This is a genomic window from Cellulosimicrobium sp. NPDC057862 (genome assembly GCF_042797035.1).
In the GTDB taxonomy this organism is placed as follows: domain Bacteria; phylum Actinomycetota; class Actinomycetes; order Actinomycetales; family Cellulomonadaceae; genus Cellulosimicrobium.
The window spans coordinates 441188-459683 of the sequence record NZ_JBHVMH010000002.1 but is presented as its reverse complement, the minus strand read 5'-3'; the positions used below and the strand labels follow the sequence as shown (position 1 = coordinate 459683).

Here is an 18496-nt window from a genome sequence, read left to right as displayed (position 1 = left end):
CGCAGCCCGACCCGCGCGTCCGTCCCGCAGACCTGTACCGCACCGACCTCGGAGGACCCATGAGCACGAGCACGCCGACCGCCACGGGCGCCGTGGCCACCGCGCCCACCGCCGGCACGCCCGACGACGCCGCGTCGCCCCCGTCGCCCGACGCCACGGCGTGGGCCGAGTGGCACGCCGAGCGGGAGGAGGCGCTGCGCCCGCCGCACGGCTGGCTGAGCCTCGTCGCCTATCACTGGCTGCCGACCGAGCCCGCCGCGCTGCCGGGCGTGCCCGGACTCTGGTGGGCCGACGCCGACGGCGCGCACCATCGCGCCGGCGCGGACGGTGCCGTGCGTACGACGGCGGGCGCGGCCGTCACGACGGTCGTCGTCCCGGAGGGCGGGTCGGCGGTCGCGGGGACGTACCTGCCGGAAGGCCGGGAGCCCGGGCCCTTCCCGGCGACCGGGCGGAGCGGTGGGCACGACGAGCGGGACGAGACGCGCGAGGTCGCGGTCGAGGTCGTGCGCCGCACGGGCCGGTACGCGGTCCGCCTGCGCGACCCGCTCGCCCCCGCCCGGCTCGCGTTCGACGGCGTCCCGACCTTCACGCACGACCCCGCCTGGGTCGTGGACGCGGCGGTGTGCTGGTACGACGCGCCGCGGTCCGTCGTGGTGGGCGCCGCGCGCCCCGGCCTGGTGCACCACGTGAGCACGGTCGGCGAGGTCGACCTCGTGGTCGAGCGCGACGGGGTCTCCCGCCGCGCGACGCTCGTCCTCACGGGAAAGGCCGGCGGCGCGGTGACGCTGCTGTTCAGCGACGAGGCGGATGACGTCGCGCCCTGGCGCGTGCTGGGGGTGGACGCCGACGTGGCGCCCGGCACCGAGGGGCGCGTGCGGCTCGACCTCAACCGCACGATCAACCTGCCGTACGCGTTCAGCGACTTCGGGACGTGCCCGGCACCGGTCGAGGGCAACCACGTGCCGTTCGCCGTCACCGCGGGCGAGAGGGCACCACGGTGACCGCGCTCGCCGCGCGCCCCGCCGGGCGGGGAACGCGCGAGGTCCGTTCCGTCGCGATGCACGACCCGCTCGTGCGGCCGCTCCTCGACGAGCTGTCCCACGAGTACTGGACGCGGTACCAGCGGGTGCTCACCGCGGAGGAGCTCCGCGCCGAGATGGAGCACTACCCGGCGCAGGACTTCGCGGCGCCGCACGGCGAGCTCGTGCTCGTGCTGGAGGACGGCGACCCGGTCGCGGGCGGCGCGTTCCGCCGTCGGACCGAGCCGGAGCTCGGCGACCCGGCACGCCTCGCCCGGCCTTCGGCGCGGCGCTCCGACGGGTCGCCCGCCGTGCGGACCGCGGAGCTCAAGCGCATCTGGACGCACTCCGCGCACCGGCGTCGCGGGCTCGCCCGTGTCGTGCTCGCCGAGCTGGAGCACCGCGCGGTCGAGCGCGGTTACCGGCGCGTGTACCTCACGACGGGCCCGCGCCAGCCCGAGGCCGCCGGCCTGTACCTCGCGACGGGCTACACGCCCCTGTTCGACACCGGGACCGATCCCGAGGAGATCGGCCCGCTCGCCTTCGAGAAGTGGTTGGAGGTCGCGCCATGAGCACCGTGTCGCTCCCGCAGGACGAGTCCCGGCAGCTCGCGCCGCCGTCGGGCCGGCACCCCGCCGACCGGCGCGGCGGTGTCGAGGACGCGCTACCGCTCGAGAGCCTGCGCATCGTCCCCGCGCGCCACCCCGGCCGGTGGGCTGCGACGGCCGGCGTAGCCGTGCTGCTCGCGATGGTCGTCAGCTCGCTCGTGACGAACGACCGCTGGGAGTGGGACGTCGTCGCGCAGTACCTCACGTGGCCCTCGATCCTCGAGGGCGCGTGGGCGACCATCCGGCTCACGCTCGTCGCGTCGGTCGTCGGGTTCGCGCTCGGCACGGTCCTCGCGCTCATGCGTCTCTCGCGCTCGCCGCTCCTGCAGTCGGTGTCGTGGACGTACACGTGGGTGTTCCGCTCCGTGCCGCTGCTGCTGCAGCTCCTGCTCTGGTACAACCTCGCGTACCTCTACCCGTACCTCAGCGTCGGCATCCCGTTCGGGCCCGAGTTCCTGTACTTCGACACGCTGTCCGTGATCGACAAGTTCTGGGCCGCGATCCTCGGCCTCGGGCTCTCGCAGGCCGCGTACTCGGCGGAGATCGTGCGCGCCGGGATCCTCTCGGTCGACCAGGGGCAGCAGGAGGCGGCCGCGTCGCTCGGCATCCCCAAGCGGCGCCAGGTGAGCCGCATCATCCTGCCGCAGGCGATGCGCTCCATCATCCCGACGGCCGTCAACGAGGTGATCGGGCTCCTCAAGGGCACGTCGATCGTCTACGTCCTCGCGTACGGCGAGCTGTTCTACATCGTCAGCGTCATCTACGGCCGCAACGGCCGCGTCGTGCCGCTGCTCATCGTCGCGTCGATCTGGTACCTCGTGCTGACCACGCTCATCACGGTCGTCCAGTACTACGTCGAGCGGCACTACGCGAAGGGCGCCGTGCGCACGCTGCCCCCGACGCCGTTGCAGAAGGCACGCTGGACCGTCCTGGTCTGGGCGTCGCGGCTCTCCGGCCGGCCGGTACCCGACTCCGTCCCGCCCGCGTACGCGGCCCGTGCCCGGGTGGGCGTGCTGACCCGAACCGCGCGCACGTCGGGAGGTGCGGCATGAGCGCCGCCACCGCGACCGGCGCCACCGCGACCGCAGGCGTCGCGACCGCCGGGCTCGTCGAGATCCACGGCGTCCACAAGAGCTTCGGCACGCTGGAGGTGCTGCGTGACGTGTCGCTCACCGTGCCGCCCGGGTCCGTGACGGTCGTGCTCGGCCCGTCGGGCTCCGGGAAGTCGACGCTGCTGCGGGCGATCAACCACCTGGAGAAGGTCGACAAGGGGTTCATCTCGCTCGACGGCGAGCTCATCGGGTACCGCCGCAAGGGCAACACCCTGCGCGAGCTCAAGGAGCGCGAGATCCTCGGCCAGCGCACCCAGATCGGGTTCGTCTTCCAGAGCTTCAACCTCTTCCCGCACCTCACCGCGCTCGAGAACGTCGTCGAGGCCCCGGTCTCGGCGCAGCGCCGCCGCCGCGAGGACGTCGAGCCCGAGGCCCGGGCGCTGCTCGAGCGCGTCGGGCTCGCGGACAAGGCCGACGCGCGGCCGCGCCAGCTCTCCGGCGGCCAGCAGCAGCGCGTCGCCATCGCCCGCGCGCTCGCGCTGCGGCCCAAGGTGCTGCTGTTCGACGAGCCGACCTCGGCGCTCGACCCCGAGCTCGTGGGGGAGGTGCTCGAGGTCATCAAGGACGTCGCGAGCACCGGCACGACGCTCGTCGTCGTCACGCACGAGATCGGCTTCGCCCGCGAGGTCGCCGACACCGTCGTGTTCATGGACGACGGCGTCGTCGTGGAGCAGGGCACGCCCGCCGAGGTGCTCGACCACCCGCGCCACGACCGCACCCGCGCCTTCCTCCAGAAGGTTCTCTGACCGGCTGCGCGAGCCCGGGTCCACGACCCGGCGACCGGCACAGCCCTCGACCCCCGACGTCGTCACCCGCGACCGGCCGCCCGGCCGTCCCGCACCGCACTCCCCGCGTCGACCGACGCACCACCCGAGAGGTAGGACTCCCGTGACCGCAACGACCACCCGCGCCCGCGCCCCCCGCGCGCTCGCCGCCCTCGCCGTCGTGCCCCTGCTGGCGCTCGCGGCCTGCTCCGGGGTGAGCACCGAGGCCCCGGCCGCCGCGGAGGAGGGCGCGGCCTCCTCGGACGGCACGAAGGAGGGCACGACGTCCGTCTCGGACGCCCTCGACGTGAGCACGAGCCCGGACCAGGACCGCATCCGCACCACCGAGTCGGCCGAGGCGATCGCCCTCCTGCCGGACGCCTGGAAGGACAAGGACGAGCTCGTCGTCGCGATCTCCGCCGGCTCCGCGCCGCCGCTCGGCTTCCTCGCCGACGACGACGAGACGCCCATCGGCAACGAGACGGACATCGCCCAGCTCGTCGCCGACGCGCTCGGCAAGGACCTGCGCCTCGAGGTCAAGGCCTGGGCCGACTGGCCGCTGGCTCTCGGCTCGGGCGACGTCGATGCCGTGATCTCCAACGTCACCGTGACCGAGGAGCGCAAGGAGACCATCGACTTCTCCACGTACCGCAACGACGAGCTCGGCTGGCTCGTGGGCGCCGACTCCGACATCACGTCGATCACGAAGCGCGAGGACATCGCGGGCAAGGTCGTCGCCGTCGGCTCTGGGACCAACCAGGAGAAGATCGTGCTCGAGTGGGACCGCCTCAACCAGGAGGACGGCCTCGATCCGATCCAGGGCCCCGAGTACTACGAGCAGTTCTCCGACGTCCTGCTCGCGCTCCAGTCCGGGCGCATCGAGACGTACGTCGGCCCCAACGCCTCCCTCGCGTACCAGGCGGCGATCTCCCCGCAGGACTTCTCGGTCGTCGGCACGCTCAACGGCGGCTGGCCCGACACCGCGCAGATCGCCGTCGCGACCAAGAAGGGCAACGAGGCCGCCCCGGCCATCACCGCCGCGATCAACCACGCCATCGAGGACGGCACGTACCTCGAGGTGCTCCAGCGGTGGGGCCTGGAGTCCGAGGCCGTCGAGGAGTCGCAGACCAACCCGCCCGGCCTGCCGAAGACGGAGTGACCCGCGCATGACCACCAGCACCCAGCACGTCGACCACCTCGTGGTCGGGGGCGGCGTGATGGGCTCGGCCGCCGCGTGGCAGCTCGCCCGGCGCGGGCGCGACGTCGTGCTGCTCGAGCGCTTCGCGCCCGGGCACGCGCACGGCGCCTCGCACGGGACGTCGCGCATCTACCGCACGACGTACGCCGAGCCCGAGTACCTCGACCTCGCGCAGGAGGCGCTCGGCCTGTGGCGCGAGGTCGAGGACGAGACCGGCACCGAGCTGCTCGCCGTCACCGGCGGCGTGAGCCACGGGCGGCGCGACGGCGCCGCCGAGCGCCGCGCGGACGCGATCGGCGCGGCGTTCGCGGCCCGGGGGATCGAGCACGAGTGGCTCGACCCCGCGGCCGCGGCCGAGCGGTGGCCGGGACTGCGGTTCGAGGGCCGGGTGCTGCACGAGGTCGCGACGGCCGGGCGGCTCCACGCCGACCGCGCCGTCGCGGCCCTCCAGGGGGCCGCGGCCGCCCGGGGCGCCGACGTCCGCCACGAGGTCGCCGTCCGGCACGTCGAGCGGGTCCCCGAGGGCGTCCGCGTCGTCACCGACGGCGGCGACGTCGTCGCACGGGTCGTCGTCGTGACGGTCGGCGCGTGGAGCGCCGGACTGCTCGGCGCCCCGACGGGCGGGCTGCTGGGCCAGGAGCTCCCGCTCGTCGTGACCCAGGAGCAGCCCGCACACTTCGCGCTCGTCCCGGGCGCGTCCCCGCAGGGGTGGCCCGCGTTCACGCACGACGTCGGTCCCGGCACCGCGTGGCCGAGCGGCGTCTACGGCCTCGCGACCCCGGGCGAGGGCGTCAAGGTCGGCTTCCACGGCGTCGGCCCCGTCGTCGACCCCGACCGCCGCTCGTACCGGCCCGAGCCGGGCCAGCTCGCCGCGCTGCGCGACTACGTGCGCACCTGGTTGCCCGGCCTCGACCCCGACGCGTACGTCCCCGTGAGCTGCACGTACACCACGACGCCCGACCACGACTTCGTGCTCGACCGCCGCGGCCCGGTCGTCGTCGGCGCCGGGTTCTCCGGCCACGGCTTCAAGTTCGCTCCAGCGATCGGCCGCGTGCTCGCCGACCTCGCCACCACGTCCGACGGCGTCACCGCGGCCGAGCGGTTCTCGCTCGCCCGGCTCGCCGCGCTCCCCGAGAGGACCGCCTCATGACGATCGCTCCCGTACCCACCGCGGCGGGCGCTCCGGCTCCGTCCGCAGTCCCGGAGACGCTCCCCACGCCGTCCCACGACACCGGCGGAGCCCGGGCTGCGCTCGCTGCGCGGTACGGCGTGGACCCCGTGACCGTCGAGGACGTCGCGCCCGGCGCGACCGAGGGACTGGCACCGGTCGTGGACCGTCCGGGCGCCGTCCTCGCGACGCAGCTCCGTCACCGGACGGTGCGCCGCTACCTGACCGACCCGCTGGCCGACCACGTCGTGCCGACGCTCGTCGCCGCGGCGCAGTCCGCTCCGACGTCGTCGAACCTCCAGGTCTGGAGCGTCGTCGCCGTCACCGACCCCGCGCGCAAGGACCGGCTCGCGGCGCTCGCGGGCGACCAGGCGCACGTCCGTACCGCGCCGCTGCTGCTCGTGTGGCTCGCGGACCTCGCCCGGGCGCGCGCCCTCGGTGAGCGCGAGGGCGTCCGGCTCGAGGCGACCGACTACCTCGAGACGACCGTCGTGGCGTTCCTCGACGCCGCGCTCGCCGCTCAGAACGCCGTCGTGGCTGCCGAGTCGCTCGGCCTCGGCACCGTCTACATCGGGGCGCTGCGCAACCACCCCGCGCAGGTCGCGGCGGAGCTCGGCCTGCCCGAGGGCGTCGTCGCGGTCGTGGGGCTCGTCGTCGGCCACCCCGATCCCGCGGGGAGCGAGCGCGTCAAGCCGCGGCTGCCGCAGGCCGCGGTGCTGCACGCCGAGCGCTACCGGGCCGCGGGCCAGCACGAGCACGTCGCGGCGTACGAGGAGCGGATCGCGCCCTTCTACCGCGAGGAAGGGCTCGACGGCGGGTGGCGCGACCGCGTCGTCGACCGCCTGCGCGTCCCCGGCGCCCTGCGCGGGCGCGCCCACCTGCGACCCACGCTCGCCGCGCTCGGGTTCCCGTCCAAGTAGCCCCGATCCCGTCCCGCGGTCGGGAGCAGCCGGGATCCACCGGCTCCACGATCAGCCACCACTCCACCACCAGCCGCCGCTCCACCACCGGCCACCGCTCCACCACTGAAGGAAGCCATGTCGTCCCACCAGCACCCGCACCAGACCGCCACCGCCGGCGGGCCGCGACCGGCGTCCGGCCGCGTCCCGCTGTCCGTCCTCGACCTCGCGATCGTGCCCGAGGGGGCGACGGGCCAGGACGCGGTGCGCCGCGCCGTCGGGCTCGCGCGCGACCTCGACCGGCTCGGCTACCACCGCGTCTGGTACGCCGAGCACCACCTGTCGCCCGGGGTCGGCTCGGCCTCGCCCGCCGTGCTCGCCGCGGCCGTCGCGGCCCGGACCGAGCGCATCCGCGTCGGCAGCGGTGCCGTGCTCCTCAGCACGACGAGCCCGCTCGTCGCCGCCGAGCAGTTCGGGACGATCGCCGCGCTGCACCCGGGCCGCGTCGACCTCGGTCTGGGGCGGGCGTTCTCGCCGCCGAAGGGCGGCCAGAGCAAGGACTCCGACGGTCCGGTACGGGCCGCGCGCACGGGTGCGACCGGGCCGCGCGTCGTCGAGGGGCTGTACGTCCCCGGTGCGCCGCCGTCGAACCTCAACGACTCGGTGCTCCGCGAGCGGATCCTCGCGCAGAAGCGGATCGTCGGCGCCTCGCGCACCCCCGTCAGCTTCCGCGACGAGCTCGACCTCGTGCTCGGCCTGCGTGCCGGGACGTACCGCGACGAGCACGGGACGCCGTACGTGAGCCCGCCCGTCGAGGGTGCCGACTGGGACCTGTGGGTCCTCGCGTCGAGCCCGGGCGAGAGCGCGCGCGTCGCGGGCGAGCTCGGGCTGCCGATCGCCGCGAACTACCACGTGGCGCCGTCGGCGACGATCGACACCGTCGCCGCGTACCGCGAGGCGTTCCGGCCGGGCGTGCTCGACGAGCCGTACGTCGTCGTGTCCGCCGACGTGCTGGTCGCCGACACGATCGAGCGGGCGCGCGAGCTCGCGACGCCCTTCGCCGACTGGGTGTTCTCCATCCGCAGCGGCGCCGACGGGGCGATCGCCTACCCCGAGCCGGGCACGTCGCCCGCGTGGGAGGAGCGACCGGAGGCCGAGCGCGCGCTCGTCGCCGACCGCGTCGACACGCGGATCGTCGGCGACCCGGAGACGGTCGTGCAGCGGCTCGAGACGCTGCGCCGCGCGACCGGCGCCGACGAGCTGCTCGTCACCACCGCGACCCACGACGCCGACGACGCGCGCCGCTCGTTCGAGCTGCTCGCCGAGCACTGGTTCGCGGGCTCGGCCCCCGGCGCGACCGCGGGCGCCGCCGTCGCTCCCGCACTCGCCACCACCCCCTGACGCGAGATCGACCCGCGCGTCGCCAGGTCGACCTCCTGAGGGTCGATCTCGGACGTACGGGTCGATCTCGCGACGATCCCTCGAAGGAGAAACCCATGACGACCACCCCACCCCTCCAGACCGCGACCGACGCCGGCGCCAAGGTCGCCGACGGCGCGCTGCTGATCGACGTGCGCTCCGCGGGCGGCCGCGCGTCGCACGGCGAGATCCCCGGCGCGACGCTCGCCGACCGCCACGACCTCGACGCGCTGTTCGGACCCGCCGACAACCCGGCGATCTCGCTCGACACGCCCGTCGTCGTCGTGTGCGGGTCGCCGAACGGCTCCGGTCCTGTCGCCGAGGCGCTCGCCCAGCGCGGCTACACGAACGTGTCTCACGTCGACGGCGGCTTCCCGGCCTGGAAGGACGCCGGCCTCCCGGCGTCCGACCCGGTCGAGGCACCCGCCGACCCGACACCGGCGCAGGCCTGACCCTCGCCACGGTGCCCGACGACGTCCGGCCACCCGGCGTCCGGTCGCTGCGGTCGACCTGCCCGACCCGCCAGCCCTGAACGACCCATCCCCACGACAAGGAGACCACCGTGCCCGTCGAGTTCCTCGGCATCGCCACGACCAACGACGCCTCGGAGACCACCGAGCGCACGACCGCCGCGTTCGACCCCGCGTACCTCGAGCGCATCGTCCGCGCGCACGAGGACAACGGCTGGACGCGCGTCCTCTTCGCGTACGGTTCCTCCGGCCCCGAGCCCGCAGCGCTCGCCGCCTACACCGCGGCGCGCCTCGACTCGATCGAGCTGCTGCTCGCGCACCGGCCCAACGTGTCCTACCCGACGTACGCCGCCAAGACGTTCGCGACGCTCGACCAGCTCTCCGGCGGGCGGCTCTCCGTCCACTTCATTACCGGCGGCAATGACCACGAGCAGGGCCGCGAGGGCGACACGCTCACCAAGGACGAGCGGTACGCGCGCACCCACGAGTACATCCAGGTCGTCAAGCAGGCGTGGGCGAGCGCCGAGCCGTTCGACCACCACGGCCCGTTCTACGACTTCGACGACTTCGTCCTCGACGCCAAGCCGTTCGAGGGTCGCACCCCGACGATCTCGTTCGGCGGGTCGTCGGACGCCGCGTTCCGTGTCGGTGCGGCCGAGGCCGACATCTACGCCGTCTGGGGCGAGCCCCTCGACCGCACCGCCGAGCAGATCGCGCGCGTGCACGCCGAGGCCGCCGCCGCGGGCCGCGCGACGCCGCCCCGCATCCACGCCGCGTTCCGGCCGATCGTCGCGCCGACCGAGGAGCTCGCGTGGGAGAAGGCGCACCGCATCCTCGACCGGATCGAGGCCCGCAAGGCCGCGGCCGGCGGGCAGCTCAGCCGTCGGCACCCGATCGACAAGCCCGAGAACGCGGGCTCGCAGCGACTCCTCGAGATCGCCGCCCAGGGCGAGCGCTTCGACACCGCCCTGTGGACCGCGACCGCCAAGGCCACCGGCGGCGCCGGCAACTCCAACGCGCTCGTCGGCACGCCCGAGCAGGTCGCGGAGGCGCTCCTCGCGTACTACGACCTCGGCGTCCGCGTCATCTCCGCCCGCGGCTACGACCTGCTCGACGACGCGATCGACTTCGGCCGCTACGTCATCCCGATCGTCCGCGAGGAGGTCGCGAAGCGCGACGCCGCGACCGCCGAGGCCGCCGCGGCCTGACGCCCGAGGTCCTGGATCGGCGCCCCAGCACGCGCACCAGGACCGCACCCGGTCCGGGCCACCGTTGAGTGCAGGAAATGTGTCGTCCGCAAGGCGTGAGGACGACGCATTTCATGCACTCACGGGACCGGGGGAGCCGACCGCGTGAGCGGACCTCGACCTCGACCCGACCCGAACGACAGCAACAGCGACAGCAAGGAGCAGGATCGTGCGGTTCCAGGTACTCGACATCGTGTTCAACCCGCCCCACCCCGTGACGGGGGAGGCGGTCGCGCCGGCGGACCGGTTGAACCGGGTCGTGGAGACGGCGGTGCTGGCGGAGGAGCTCGGGTTCGACTCGTTCGCGGTGGGGGAGCGGCACGCGGGCGAGGTGCTGTCGTCGGCACCGACGGTGATCCTCGGGGCGGTCGCGGCGCGGACGTCGCGCATCCTGCTGAGCACGGGCGTCACCGTCCTGTCGCTGCTCGACCCGATCCGGGTCGCCGAGGACCTCGCGACGGTGGACCAGCTCAGCCGCGGACGGCTGGAGATCGTCATCGGCAAGGGCAACGAGGTGCTCCAGTACCCGCTGCTGGGGCTCGACATCGACAAGCAGTACGAGTACCTGCAGGAGAACTACGAGCTGCTGCGGCTGCTGCTGTCGGAGGAGGACGTGAGCTGGAGCGGCCGGCACCGGCACGCGCTGGAGCACGCGACGACGTTGCCGCGGCCGTTCGCAGGGCCGTTCCGCGTCTGGCACGGGTCGGCGACGTCGCAGTTCGCGGTGGAGCTCGCGGCGCGGTACGGGGACCCGATCGTCAGCGCCAACGCGCTCCAGCCGCGCGAGAACTATCAGGTGCTCATCGACCACTACCGCGAGCGGTACGCGGCCAACGGGCACGACCCGGCGTACGGGTTCGTGGGGTCGGGCTCGGGCGGGCTGTTCCTCGCGGACACGACGGAGGAGGCGGTCGAGCAGTACCGCCCGATCTACGAGGGTCAGGTCGCCGCGGCCGCACGCCGCGGCTACGGGCCGGACGCCGTCGGGAAGGCGCCGAGCTTCCGGACGGTCGAGGACGCCGTCGAGCGCGGCCCGGCGCTGGTGGGCTCGCCGGAGCGCGTGGCGGAGAAGATCCTCGACTACCACGCCTCCTACGGGCACGACCTCCAGTCGGTGTCCGTCAACCACCTCATCCCCGCGACGCAGCAGGAGGACGTGCTGCGCCGGTTCGCCGAGGAGGTGGTCCCGGTGGTGCAGGCCGAGGTGAAGACCGACCTGTGGAGCCCGGCCGACGCCCGTCGCGCGGCGGGCTTCACCGCCGCCTGACCCGCCCCACCGGTCGTGGGCATGAGAGGGGCCCGGTTCGCCGCGGCGAGACCGGGCCCCTCTCATGCCCACAGCGGGGAGACGAAACATCCGTCCGCCTGGCGGGACGGTCGTCTCGAAACTTGACTCAACCGGTCGGGATTGTCTTTCCTGCTCCCAGGTGACGAGCGTCAGCACCCAGGCCCGGCTCGCTGACCAGCAACCCTTCGACGTGACGGGGTGCTCCGGGAACGACCTGACCGCGTGGCTCCCGCTGCGCGGTAAGCACGGCACCCCGGTGGGTTCCCCGCCGCGCCGGCCCTCGGCCCGGCGCGGACGACCACCGGCGCCGGACGACCGCCGGTCCTCAGCCGGCACACGAGGAGAGCAGCACGACATGATCCCCACACCTCACCGACGCCGGTCCCTGACCGTCGCCGCGGCGGCCGCCGCGACGGGCCTCCTGCTCAGCGCGTGCGCGGGCGGCGGCTCCGGCGCGTCCGACGGCGGCGGGTCGCCGAGCCCGACGGGCGAGCCCGTGGCGGGCGGCGACCTGACCTTCGCGATCACGGTCGACTCGCACTGCATCGACCCGCAGCAGGTCGGCAACAACGACGCCATCGCCGCGGCGCGCCAGACCGTCGCGTCGCTCACGGCGCAGGACCCCGAGTCGGGCGAGATCGTGCCGTGGCTCGCGGAGAGCTGGGAGGTGAACGACGACGCGTCGAGCTACACGTTCCACCTGCGCGACGACGCGACGTACGCCGACGGCACGCCGATCGACGCGGAGTCGGTCAAGACCAACTTCGACGCGATCGTCGCCCTCGGCGCGACGGCGTCGCTCGGGTCCCAGTACCTCGTCGGCTACGAGGGCACGACGGTCACGGACCCGCAGACCCTCACGGTCGACTTCTCGGCGCCGAGCGCCCAGTTCCTCCAGGCCACCTCCACCTTCTCGCTGGGCCTCCTCGCCCCGTCGTCGGCCGACCTGAGCGTCGAGGACCGCTGCGCCGGGAAGTTCGTCGGCTCCGGTCCGTTCTCCGTGAAGTCGTACACGCAGGACCAGGAGATCGTGCTCGAGAAGGTCGCGGGCTACGCGTGGGGCTCGGAGGCGAACGACCACCAGGGCGAGGCCTACCTCGACACGGTGACGTTCAAGGTCATCCCCGAGGCGAGCGTGCGCAGCGGCAGCCTGCAGTCCGGGCAGATCGACGCGACCGCCGCGATCTCGACCGTCGACCTCCCGCAGTTCGACGGCAACGGGTTCTGGCTCGAGTACCGCGCCAACCCGGGCGTCGTCTTCAACCTGTTCCCCAACGAGTCGAGCCCGCTCGCGGGCGACGAGGCCGTGCGGACCGCGATCCTCAAGGGCATCGACCGCGAGCAGATCGCGGACACCGTGCTCAGCGCGCAGGACGAGCCGGCCACGAGCGTCCTGTCCCACTCGACGCCGCTCTACGAGAGCATCGCGGACGAGCTCGCCTACGACCCCGAGGGCGCCAAGAAGATCCTCGACGACGCGGGCTGGGTCGAGGGCGCCGACGGCGTCCGCGAGAAGGACGGCCAGAAGCTCTCCACGACCGTGACGTTCTGGCAGGTGCCGGAGCCGCTCGAGCTCGTCCAGCAGCAGCTCGCGCAGATCGGCGTCGACCTCCAGCTCCAGCACGTGACCGTCGCGGAGTCGCAGGCGATCAAGGAGAGCGGCGACTTCGACTTCGACTACTACAACCTCACGCGCTCCGACCCGGACGTGCTGCGGACGATCTTCTCGGCCAACGCGCGCAACATCAACCAGCGCGACGCCGAGGAGGTCGACGACCTGCTCGACGCGTCCGCCGCGGCGACCGACGCGGCCGAGCGGCAGGAGCTCGTCACGGAGGCGTCGCGCCTCCTGGTCCAGAAGGGCCACGCGATCCCGGTCTACGAGCTGTCGACGACCATCGCGGCGGCCGACACGGTCCACGGCCTGACGTTCGAGGCGTCGTCGCGCCTCGACTTCTACGACGCCTGGGTCACCCAGGGCTGACCCGACGGGTCCGCCTGCCCGACGCCACGGCGTCGGGCAGACGGACCGTCTCCCCACGGAAGGAGGACCGACCCATGGGCCGGTACGTCCTGCGTCGCGCCGGGCAGGGGCTGTTCGTGCTCTGGGCGGCGTTCACGATCTCGTTCTTCGTCCTCTACCTGCTGCCCAGCGACCCGGCCGCGCTCATGGCGAGCGGCGGCGGCGAGGCGGACCAGGTGGACCCCGCGCTGCTCGACGCGCTGCGCGCGCAGTACGGCCTCGACCGGCCGGTGCTCGTGCAGTACGGCGACGCGCTGTGGCACGCGCTGCGCCTCGACTTCGGCACGTCGTACTCGTCGGGCGCGCCCGCGACCCAGCTCGTGCTCCAGGCGCTGCCCGAGACGCTCAAGCTCACGGCTGCGGCGCTCGTCCTCGCCGTCGTGGCGGGCGCCGGCATCGCGATCGCGAGCACGTTCCCGCGCGCCGCCTGGCTGCGCCATGCGCTCGCGTCGCTCCCGCCGCTCGGCGTCGCCCTGCCGCCGTTCTGGCTCGGCCTGCTGCTCCTGCAGTGGTTCTCCTTCCAGCTCCCGGTGTTCCCGGCGATCGGCAACGAGGGTGCGATCAGCCTCGTGCTGCCGGCGATCACGCTCGCCGTGCCGGCGAGCGCCGCGCTCGCCCAGGTGCTCGCCCGGAGCCTGCGCGGGACGCTCGGCGAGCCGTACGTCGAGACGGCGCGCGCGAAGGGCGCGAGCCGGGCGCGCGTGCACTTCGGCCACGCGCTCCGCAACGCCGCGATCCCCGCGCTGACCGTGCTCGGGGTCCTGGTCGGCGGGCTGCTCGGCGGCACGGTCGTCACGGAGACGGTGTTCTCGCGCGCGGGCCTCGGGCGGCTCACGGTCACGTCCGTGGACGCGCAGGACATCCCCGTGGTGCAGGCGGTCGTCGTCCTCTCGGCCCTCGTGTTCGTGGTCGTCACGCTCGTGGTCGACCTGCTCTACCCCCTGCTCGACCCCCGGATCGACGCACGACAGAAGGCGGTGGCCGCATGAGCACCAGGCCGGGAGTGCGCATCGTGCTCCGCGACGCGGTCGAGGTCCCGACGATCGCGAGCGATCGCGCCGCCGCTCCGGCGCGGGACGTCCCGCGGACGGACGTCCCGCCGTCGGACGACGCGCTGCCCGGGACCCCGGAGGTCCCCGAGCCGCGGACGCCTGAGGAGATCGAGGTCGCGGACCGCGAGGACGCCCGCGCGATCATCCGGTACGGCCGGGTCCGCGGTGCCGGCCCCGCGGGCCGGTGGCGCCGCGGGGTGCGGTACGCCGTCCGGCGTCCCGGGCTGGTCGTCGCCGTGCTCGTCGTCCTCCTCGTCACGGCGTGGGCGGTCGTCCCGCAGCTCTTCACGTCGTACGACCCGCTGACGGGCGTGCCCGCGGACCGGCTCCAGCCGCCGTCGGGCGCGCACCTGTTCGGCACCGACCACCTGGGGCGGGACGTGTACGCGCGCGTCGTCCACGGCGCGTCGGCATCGCTCAGCGCGACCGTGATCGCGGTCGCGGTCGGGCTCGTCGCCGGGTCGCTGCTCGGCCTGCTCGCGGGGTTCGTGCGCGGGTGGGTGGACGACGTCGTCGGCCGGTTCGTCGACGTGCTGCTCGCGATCCCCAGCATCCTGCTCTCGCTCGCGATCATCACGGCACTCGGGTTCGGGACGGTGAAGGTCGCGATCGCGGTGGGCATCACGAGCGTCGCGACGTTCGCGCGCGTCATGCGGGCGGAGGTCCTGCGGACCTCGACGTCGGTGTACGTCGAGGCGGCCCGCGCGTCGGGCGTGCGTTGGTACGGCGTGCTCGGGCGCCACGTGCTGCCCAACTCGACCGGACCGGTGCTCGCGCTCGTCGCGCTCGAGCTCGGGACCGCCGTGCTCGCGATCTCGGCGCTGAGCTTCCTCGGCTACGGCACGCCACCGCCCGCGCCCGAGTGGGGGTCGCTCGTCTCGGGCGGGCGCGACTACCTGGCCACCGCGTGGTGGCTCACGACCATGCCGGGCCTCGTGATCGTCGCCGTCGTGCTGTCGGCGAACCGCATCGCGCGGGCCCTGGAACGGACCGGAGGGGACGCATGACCGCCACGACGCCGACCACGCAGGAGCGCCCCGGCACGACGCCGGACGAGGCGCCCGCGCTCGAGATCCGCGGGCTCGAGGTCGCCTACCGCACGCGCGACGGCGGCTCGTACGCCGCCGTCCGCGGCGTCGACCTCACGGTCGGGGCGGGCGAGGTCGTGGCGCTCGTGGGCGAGTCCGGGTCGGGCAAGAGCACGACGGCGCACGCGGCGCTGCACCTGCTGTCGCGCGGGGGCGCGGTGACGGGCGGGACCATCCGGCTCGGCGGACGCGACGTCGGCGACCTCTCCGAGAAGGAGTGGCAGCAGGTGCGGGGCCGCGACGTCGGCCTCGTGCCGCAGGACCCGACGGTCTCGCTCAACCCCGTCACGCGCGTGGGCGACCAGGTCGCGGAGGTGCTCGTCATCCACGGGCTCGCGCGGCGCAAGGAGGCGCGCGAGCGCGCGGTCGAGCTGTTGCGCCAGGCCGGGATCGACGACCCGGAGGCGCGTGCGCGGCAGTACCCGTCGCAACTCTCCGGCGGCATGCGCCAGCGCGTGCTCATCGCGATCGCGGTCGCCGCCCGGCCGCGCCTCGTCGTCGCCGACGAGCCGACCAGTGCGCTCGACGTGACGGTCCAGCGCCGCATCCTCGACCACCTCGACGGGCTCGTGCGCGACCTCGGCACCGCCGTCCTGCTCATCACCCACGACCTCGGCGTCGCGGCGGACCGCGCCGACCGGATCGTCGTGCTCGAGCGCGGGGTCGTCGTCGAGGAGGGCACGGCGGACCAGGTGCTGCACGCCCCGCGCCACCCGTACACCCAGCAGCTCATCGCCGCGGCGCCGAGCCTCGCGAGCTCGCGCCTCGTCGCGGGCGGTACCCCGGAGGCGGTGCCGGTCGAGGGCGTCGTCCCGCGCGGCGAGGCGAGCCGCGCCGCGGTCGCGAGCCGCGCCGACGGTCAGGGGATCGCGGTGCCCGACGGCGCCGGTCCGGACACCGCGAGCACGCCCGTCCTTGCGGTGCGGGACCTGCGCAAGGAGTTCACGCTGCCGCGGGGCGCCGCGCACCGGACGCTCGTCGCCGTGGACGGCGTGAGCCTCGCCGTCGGGCGCGGCGAGACGTACGCGCTCGTGGGGGAGTCCGGCTCCGGCAAGAGCACGACGGCGCGTCTCGCCCTGCGCCTCGAGCGCCCGACCGCGGGCACCGTCGAGTTCGCGGGTGAGGACATCACGACCGCGCGCGGCGAGCGCCTGCGGTCGTTGCGCCGCGGCTTCCAGGTGGTCTACCAGTCCCCGTACGCGTCGCTGGACCCGCGGTTCACCGTCGAGCAGATCGTCACCGAGCCGCTGCGGGCGTACCGGGTCGGGTCGCCGTCCGAGCGCGCCGACCGGGCGCGTGCGCTCGTCGAGGACGTCGCGCTCCCGCCCGACGTGCTCCGGCGGGGACCGCGCGAGCTCTCGGGCGGCCAGCGCCAGCGCGTCGCCATCGCGCGGGCGCTCGCCCTGAACCCGGCGCTCGTCGTGCTCGACGAGCCCGTCTCGGCGCTCGACGTGTCCGTGCAGGCGCAGATCCTCGAGCTGCTCGTGCGGCTCCAGGCCGAGCACGGGCTCGCGTACCTGTTCATCTCGCACGACCTCGCTGTCGTGCGCCAGGTGTCCGACCACGTCGGCGTCATGCACCGCGGGTGCGTCGTCGAGCAGGGGGCGACCGAGCAGATCCTGCTCGACCCGCAGGAGGACTACACGCGCGAGCTCGTCGCGGCCATCCCCGGCCGCCGCGCGCTCCAGGACGCGCCCCGGGCGTCGTCCACGACAGCAGGGAGCGCACGATGACCGTCGCCGCCGCACGCGCCGCAGGACCCCGCACCCGGCCGAGCGCAGGGCCGCGCGTCCTCGCGGACCCCGCCCCCGCGCCGTCGCGCACGGAGCTCGCCGGCCGCACCACCGAGCTGCTCCAGGCGATGATCCGCAACGCGTGCGTCAACGACGGCACCGTCGGCTCGGGGCACGAGGTGCGCAACGCGCGCGCCGTCGCCGACGCGCTCGACGGTCTCGACCTCGAGGTCGAGTGGGTCGAGCCGCGCCCCGGCCGCACGTCGCTCGTCGCGCGCCTGCGCGGCACCGACCCGGACGCGCCGTCGCTCGCGCTCGTCGGGCACACCGACGTCGTGCCCGTCGAGCCGGAGGGGTGGACGCGTGACCCCTTCGGTGGCGAGCTCGTCGACGGCTGGGTCTGGGGGCGCGGCGCGATCGACATGCTCGGGCTCACGTCGGCCTTCACCGTCGTCACGCGCGCGATCGCGGAGAGCGGGCAGCGGCTGCGCGGCGACCTCGTGCTCGCCGCCGTCGCGGACGAGGAGCACGGCAGCACGTGGGGCGTCGACTGGATCACGCAGCACCGGTACGACCTCGTGGACGTCGACGCGGTGCTCACGGAGTCGGGCGGGGTCCCGCTCGGCTCCCGCGGGAGCCGCACGGTCGCGGTCGGGGAGAAGGGCGGCGCCGGGCGACGGCTGCGGGTCGTCGGGCGGCCCGGGCACGGGTCGGGGCCGTACGGGTCGCTCAACGCGATCGTGCTCGCGGCCGAGGCCGTGCGGCGGATCACCGCGCACCGCGGGCCGGTCGTCATCGGCGACCTGTGGCGCCGCTACGTCGCCGCGCTCGACCTCGCGCCCGACGTCCGCGCCGCGCTGCTCGACCCCGCGCGGCTCGACGACGCGCTCCCCGAGCTCGGCGCCCTGGCGTCGGTCGCGCACGCCACGACCCACACGACCGTCGCGCCGACCGTGCTGCACGCAGGCTCGAAGCCCAACGTCATCCCCGGGCTCGCGGAGGTGACGCTCGACATCCGCGTCCTCCCGGGTGCGACCCCGCAGGACGTGGCCGACCTGCTCGACGACGCCCTCGGCGACCTGCGCGAGCACGTGCAGGTCGAGGGGGACTGGTTCGGCGAGGCGTCGCAGTCGCCCACCGACGGCGCGGCGTACGAGGCGATCGAGCGCGCCGTGCGCGCGCACGCGGGCGCCGAGGTCGTGCCGGTCCTCGGGACCGGCGGCACGGACGGGCGCTTCTTCCGCCGCCGCGGCGTGCCGGCCTACGGGTTCGGCCTGCTCAGCGAGCAGTGGGACCCGGGGGTGTTCCGTTCCCTGTTCCACGGGAACGACGAGCGCGTCGACGTCGAGTCGCTCGGGCTCACCGCCACCGCGCTGCACGACGTCGTGACGAGCTACCTCGGGTGAGC

The 18496-nt window shown here is 74.6% G+C and carries 16 protein-coding genes and 1 riboswitch; all 16 genes read left to right on the top strand.

The features are described from left to right. Nucleotides 1-59 precede the first annotated feature (59 nt). The 16 genes from ACFVN3_RS04720 (at nt 60) to ACFVN3_RS04645 (ending at nt 18494) form a co-directional block, all read left to right on the top strand. Nucleotides 60-1001, top strand: coding sequence for a DUF1684 domain-containing protein (locus tag ACFVN3_RS04720; protein ID WP_378231060.1), 942 nt, complete (start codon nt 60-62; stop codon nt 999-1001). Further along, on the top strand, nt 998-1591 hold the full coding sequence (locus tag ACFVN3_RS04715; RefSeq protein ID WP_378231058.1) for a GNAT family N-acetyltransferase: 594 nt from the start codon (nt 998-1000) through the stop codon (nt 1589-1591). The genes ACFVN3_RS04720 and ACFVN3_RS04715 overlap by 4 nt, the downstream gene beginning before the upstream one ends. Further along, complete coding sequence (locus ACFVN3_RS04710; RefSeq protein WP_047231339.1) at nt 1588-2679, top strand: amino acid ABC transporter permease; 1092 nt, start codon at nt 1588-1590, stop codon at nt 2677-2679. Before ACFVN3_RS04715 ends, ACFVN3_RS04710 begins: the two co-directional genes overlap by 4 nt. Continuing rightward, the gene (locus tag ACFVN3_RS04705) at nt 2676-3485 is read left to right on the top strand and encodes an amino acid ABC transporter ATP-binding protein (RefSeq protein ID WP_378231054.1); all 810 of its coding nucleotides are present in this window, start codon (nt 2676-2678) and stop codon (nt 3483-3485) included. The genes ACFVN3_RS04710 and ACFVN3_RS04705 overlap by 4 nt, the downstream gene beginning before the upstream one ends. 142 nt (nt 3486-3627) lie before the next feature. Next, the gene (locus ACFVN3_RS04700; protein ID WP_378231052.1) at nt 3628-4662 is read left to right on the top strand and encodes an ABC transporter substrate-binding protein; all 1035 of its coding nucleotides are present in this window, start codon (nt 3628-3630) and stop codon (nt 4660-4662) included. 7 nt (nt 4663-4669) lie between these two features. Then, on the top strand, nt 4670-5851 hold the full coding sequence (locus ACFVN3_RS04695) for an FAD-dependent oxidoreductase (RefSeq protein WP_378231050.1): 1182 nt from the start codon (nt 4670-4672) through the stop codon (nt 5849-5851). Continuing rightward, nucleotides 5848-6789: an NADPH-dependent oxidoreductase gene (locus tag ACFVN3_RS04690; RefSeq protein WP_378231048.1), complete on the top strand. Its 942-nt coding sequence runs from the start codon at nt 5848-5850 to the stop codon at nt 6787-6789. Before ACFVN3_RS04695 ends, ACFVN3_RS04690 begins: the two co-directional genes overlap by 4 nt. Nucleotides 6790-6906: 117 nt before the next feature. After that, nucleotides 6907-8169, top strand: coding sequence for an LLM class flavin-dependent oxidoreductase (locus ACFVN3_RS04685; protein ID WP_378231046.1), 1263 nt, complete (start codon nt 6907-6909; stop codon nt 8167-8169). A 95-nt stretch (nt 8170-8264) separates the two neighbouring features. Beyond that, nucleotides 8265-8639 carry a rhodanese-like domain-containing protein gene (locus ACFVN3_RS04680; protein WP_378231043.1) on the top strand — a complete coding sequence of 125 codons (375 nt, stop codon included), beginning with the start codon at nt 8265-8267 and terminating at the stop codon, nt 8637-8639. Between the two features lie 110 nt (nt 8640-8749). Beyond that, nucleotides 8750-9865: an LLM class flavin-dependent oxidoreductase gene (locus tag ACFVN3_RS04675; protein ID WP_378231040.1), complete on the top strand. Its 1116-nt coding sequence runs from the start codon at nt 8750-8752 to the stop codon at nt 9863-9865. Between the two features lie 208 nt (nt 9866-10073). Further along, nucleotides 10074-11171 (top strand): LLM class flavin-dependent oxidoreductase, encoded by a 1098-nt coding sequence (locus ACFVN3_RS04670; protein ID WP_378231038.1) that lies wholly within the window; start codon nt 10074-10076, stop codon nt 11169-11171. A 159-nt stretch (nt 11172-11330) separates the two neighbouring features. Next, nucleotides 11331-11444, top strand: a riboswitch (SAM riboswitch). Between the two features lie 103 nt (nt 11445-11547). Beyond that, nucleotides 11548-13176: an ABC transporter substrate-binding protein gene (locus tag ACFVN3_RS04665; protein WP_378231036.1), complete on the top strand. Its 1629-nt coding sequence runs from the start codon at nt 11548-11550 to the stop codon at nt 13174-13176. A gap of 74 nt (nt 13177-13250) precedes the next feature. After that, complete coding sequence (locus tag ACFVN3_RS04660) at nt 13251-14204, top strand: ABC transporter permease (protein ID WP_378231034.1); 954 nt, start codon at nt 13251-13253, stop codon at nt 14202-14204. Next, nucleotides 14201-15274, top strand: coding sequence for an ABC transporter permease (locus ACFVN3_RS04655; RefSeq protein WP_378231031.1), 1074 nt, complete (start codon nt 14201-14203; stop codon nt 15272-15274). Before ACFVN3_RS04660 ends, ACFVN3_RS04655 begins: the two co-directional genes overlap by 4 nt. After that, the gene (locus tag ACFVN3_RS04650) at nt 15271-17088 is read left to right on the top strand and encodes a dipeptide ABC transporter ATP-binding protein (protein WP_378231029.1); all 1818 of its coding nucleotides are present in this window, start codon (nt 15271-15273) and stop codon (nt 17086-17088) included. The genes ACFVN3_RS04655 and ACFVN3_RS04650 overlap by 4 nt, the downstream gene beginning before the upstream one ends. Then, nucleotides 17085-18494, top strand: coding sequence for a M20/M25/M40 family metallo-hydrolase (locus ACFVN3_RS04645; RefSeq protein WP_378231027.1), 1410 nt, complete (start codon nt 17085-17087; stop codon nt 18492-18494). The genes ACFVN3_RS04650 and ACFVN3_RS04645 overlap by 4 nt, the downstream gene beginning before the upstream one ends. Nucleotides 18495-18496: the final 2 nt, after the last annotated feature.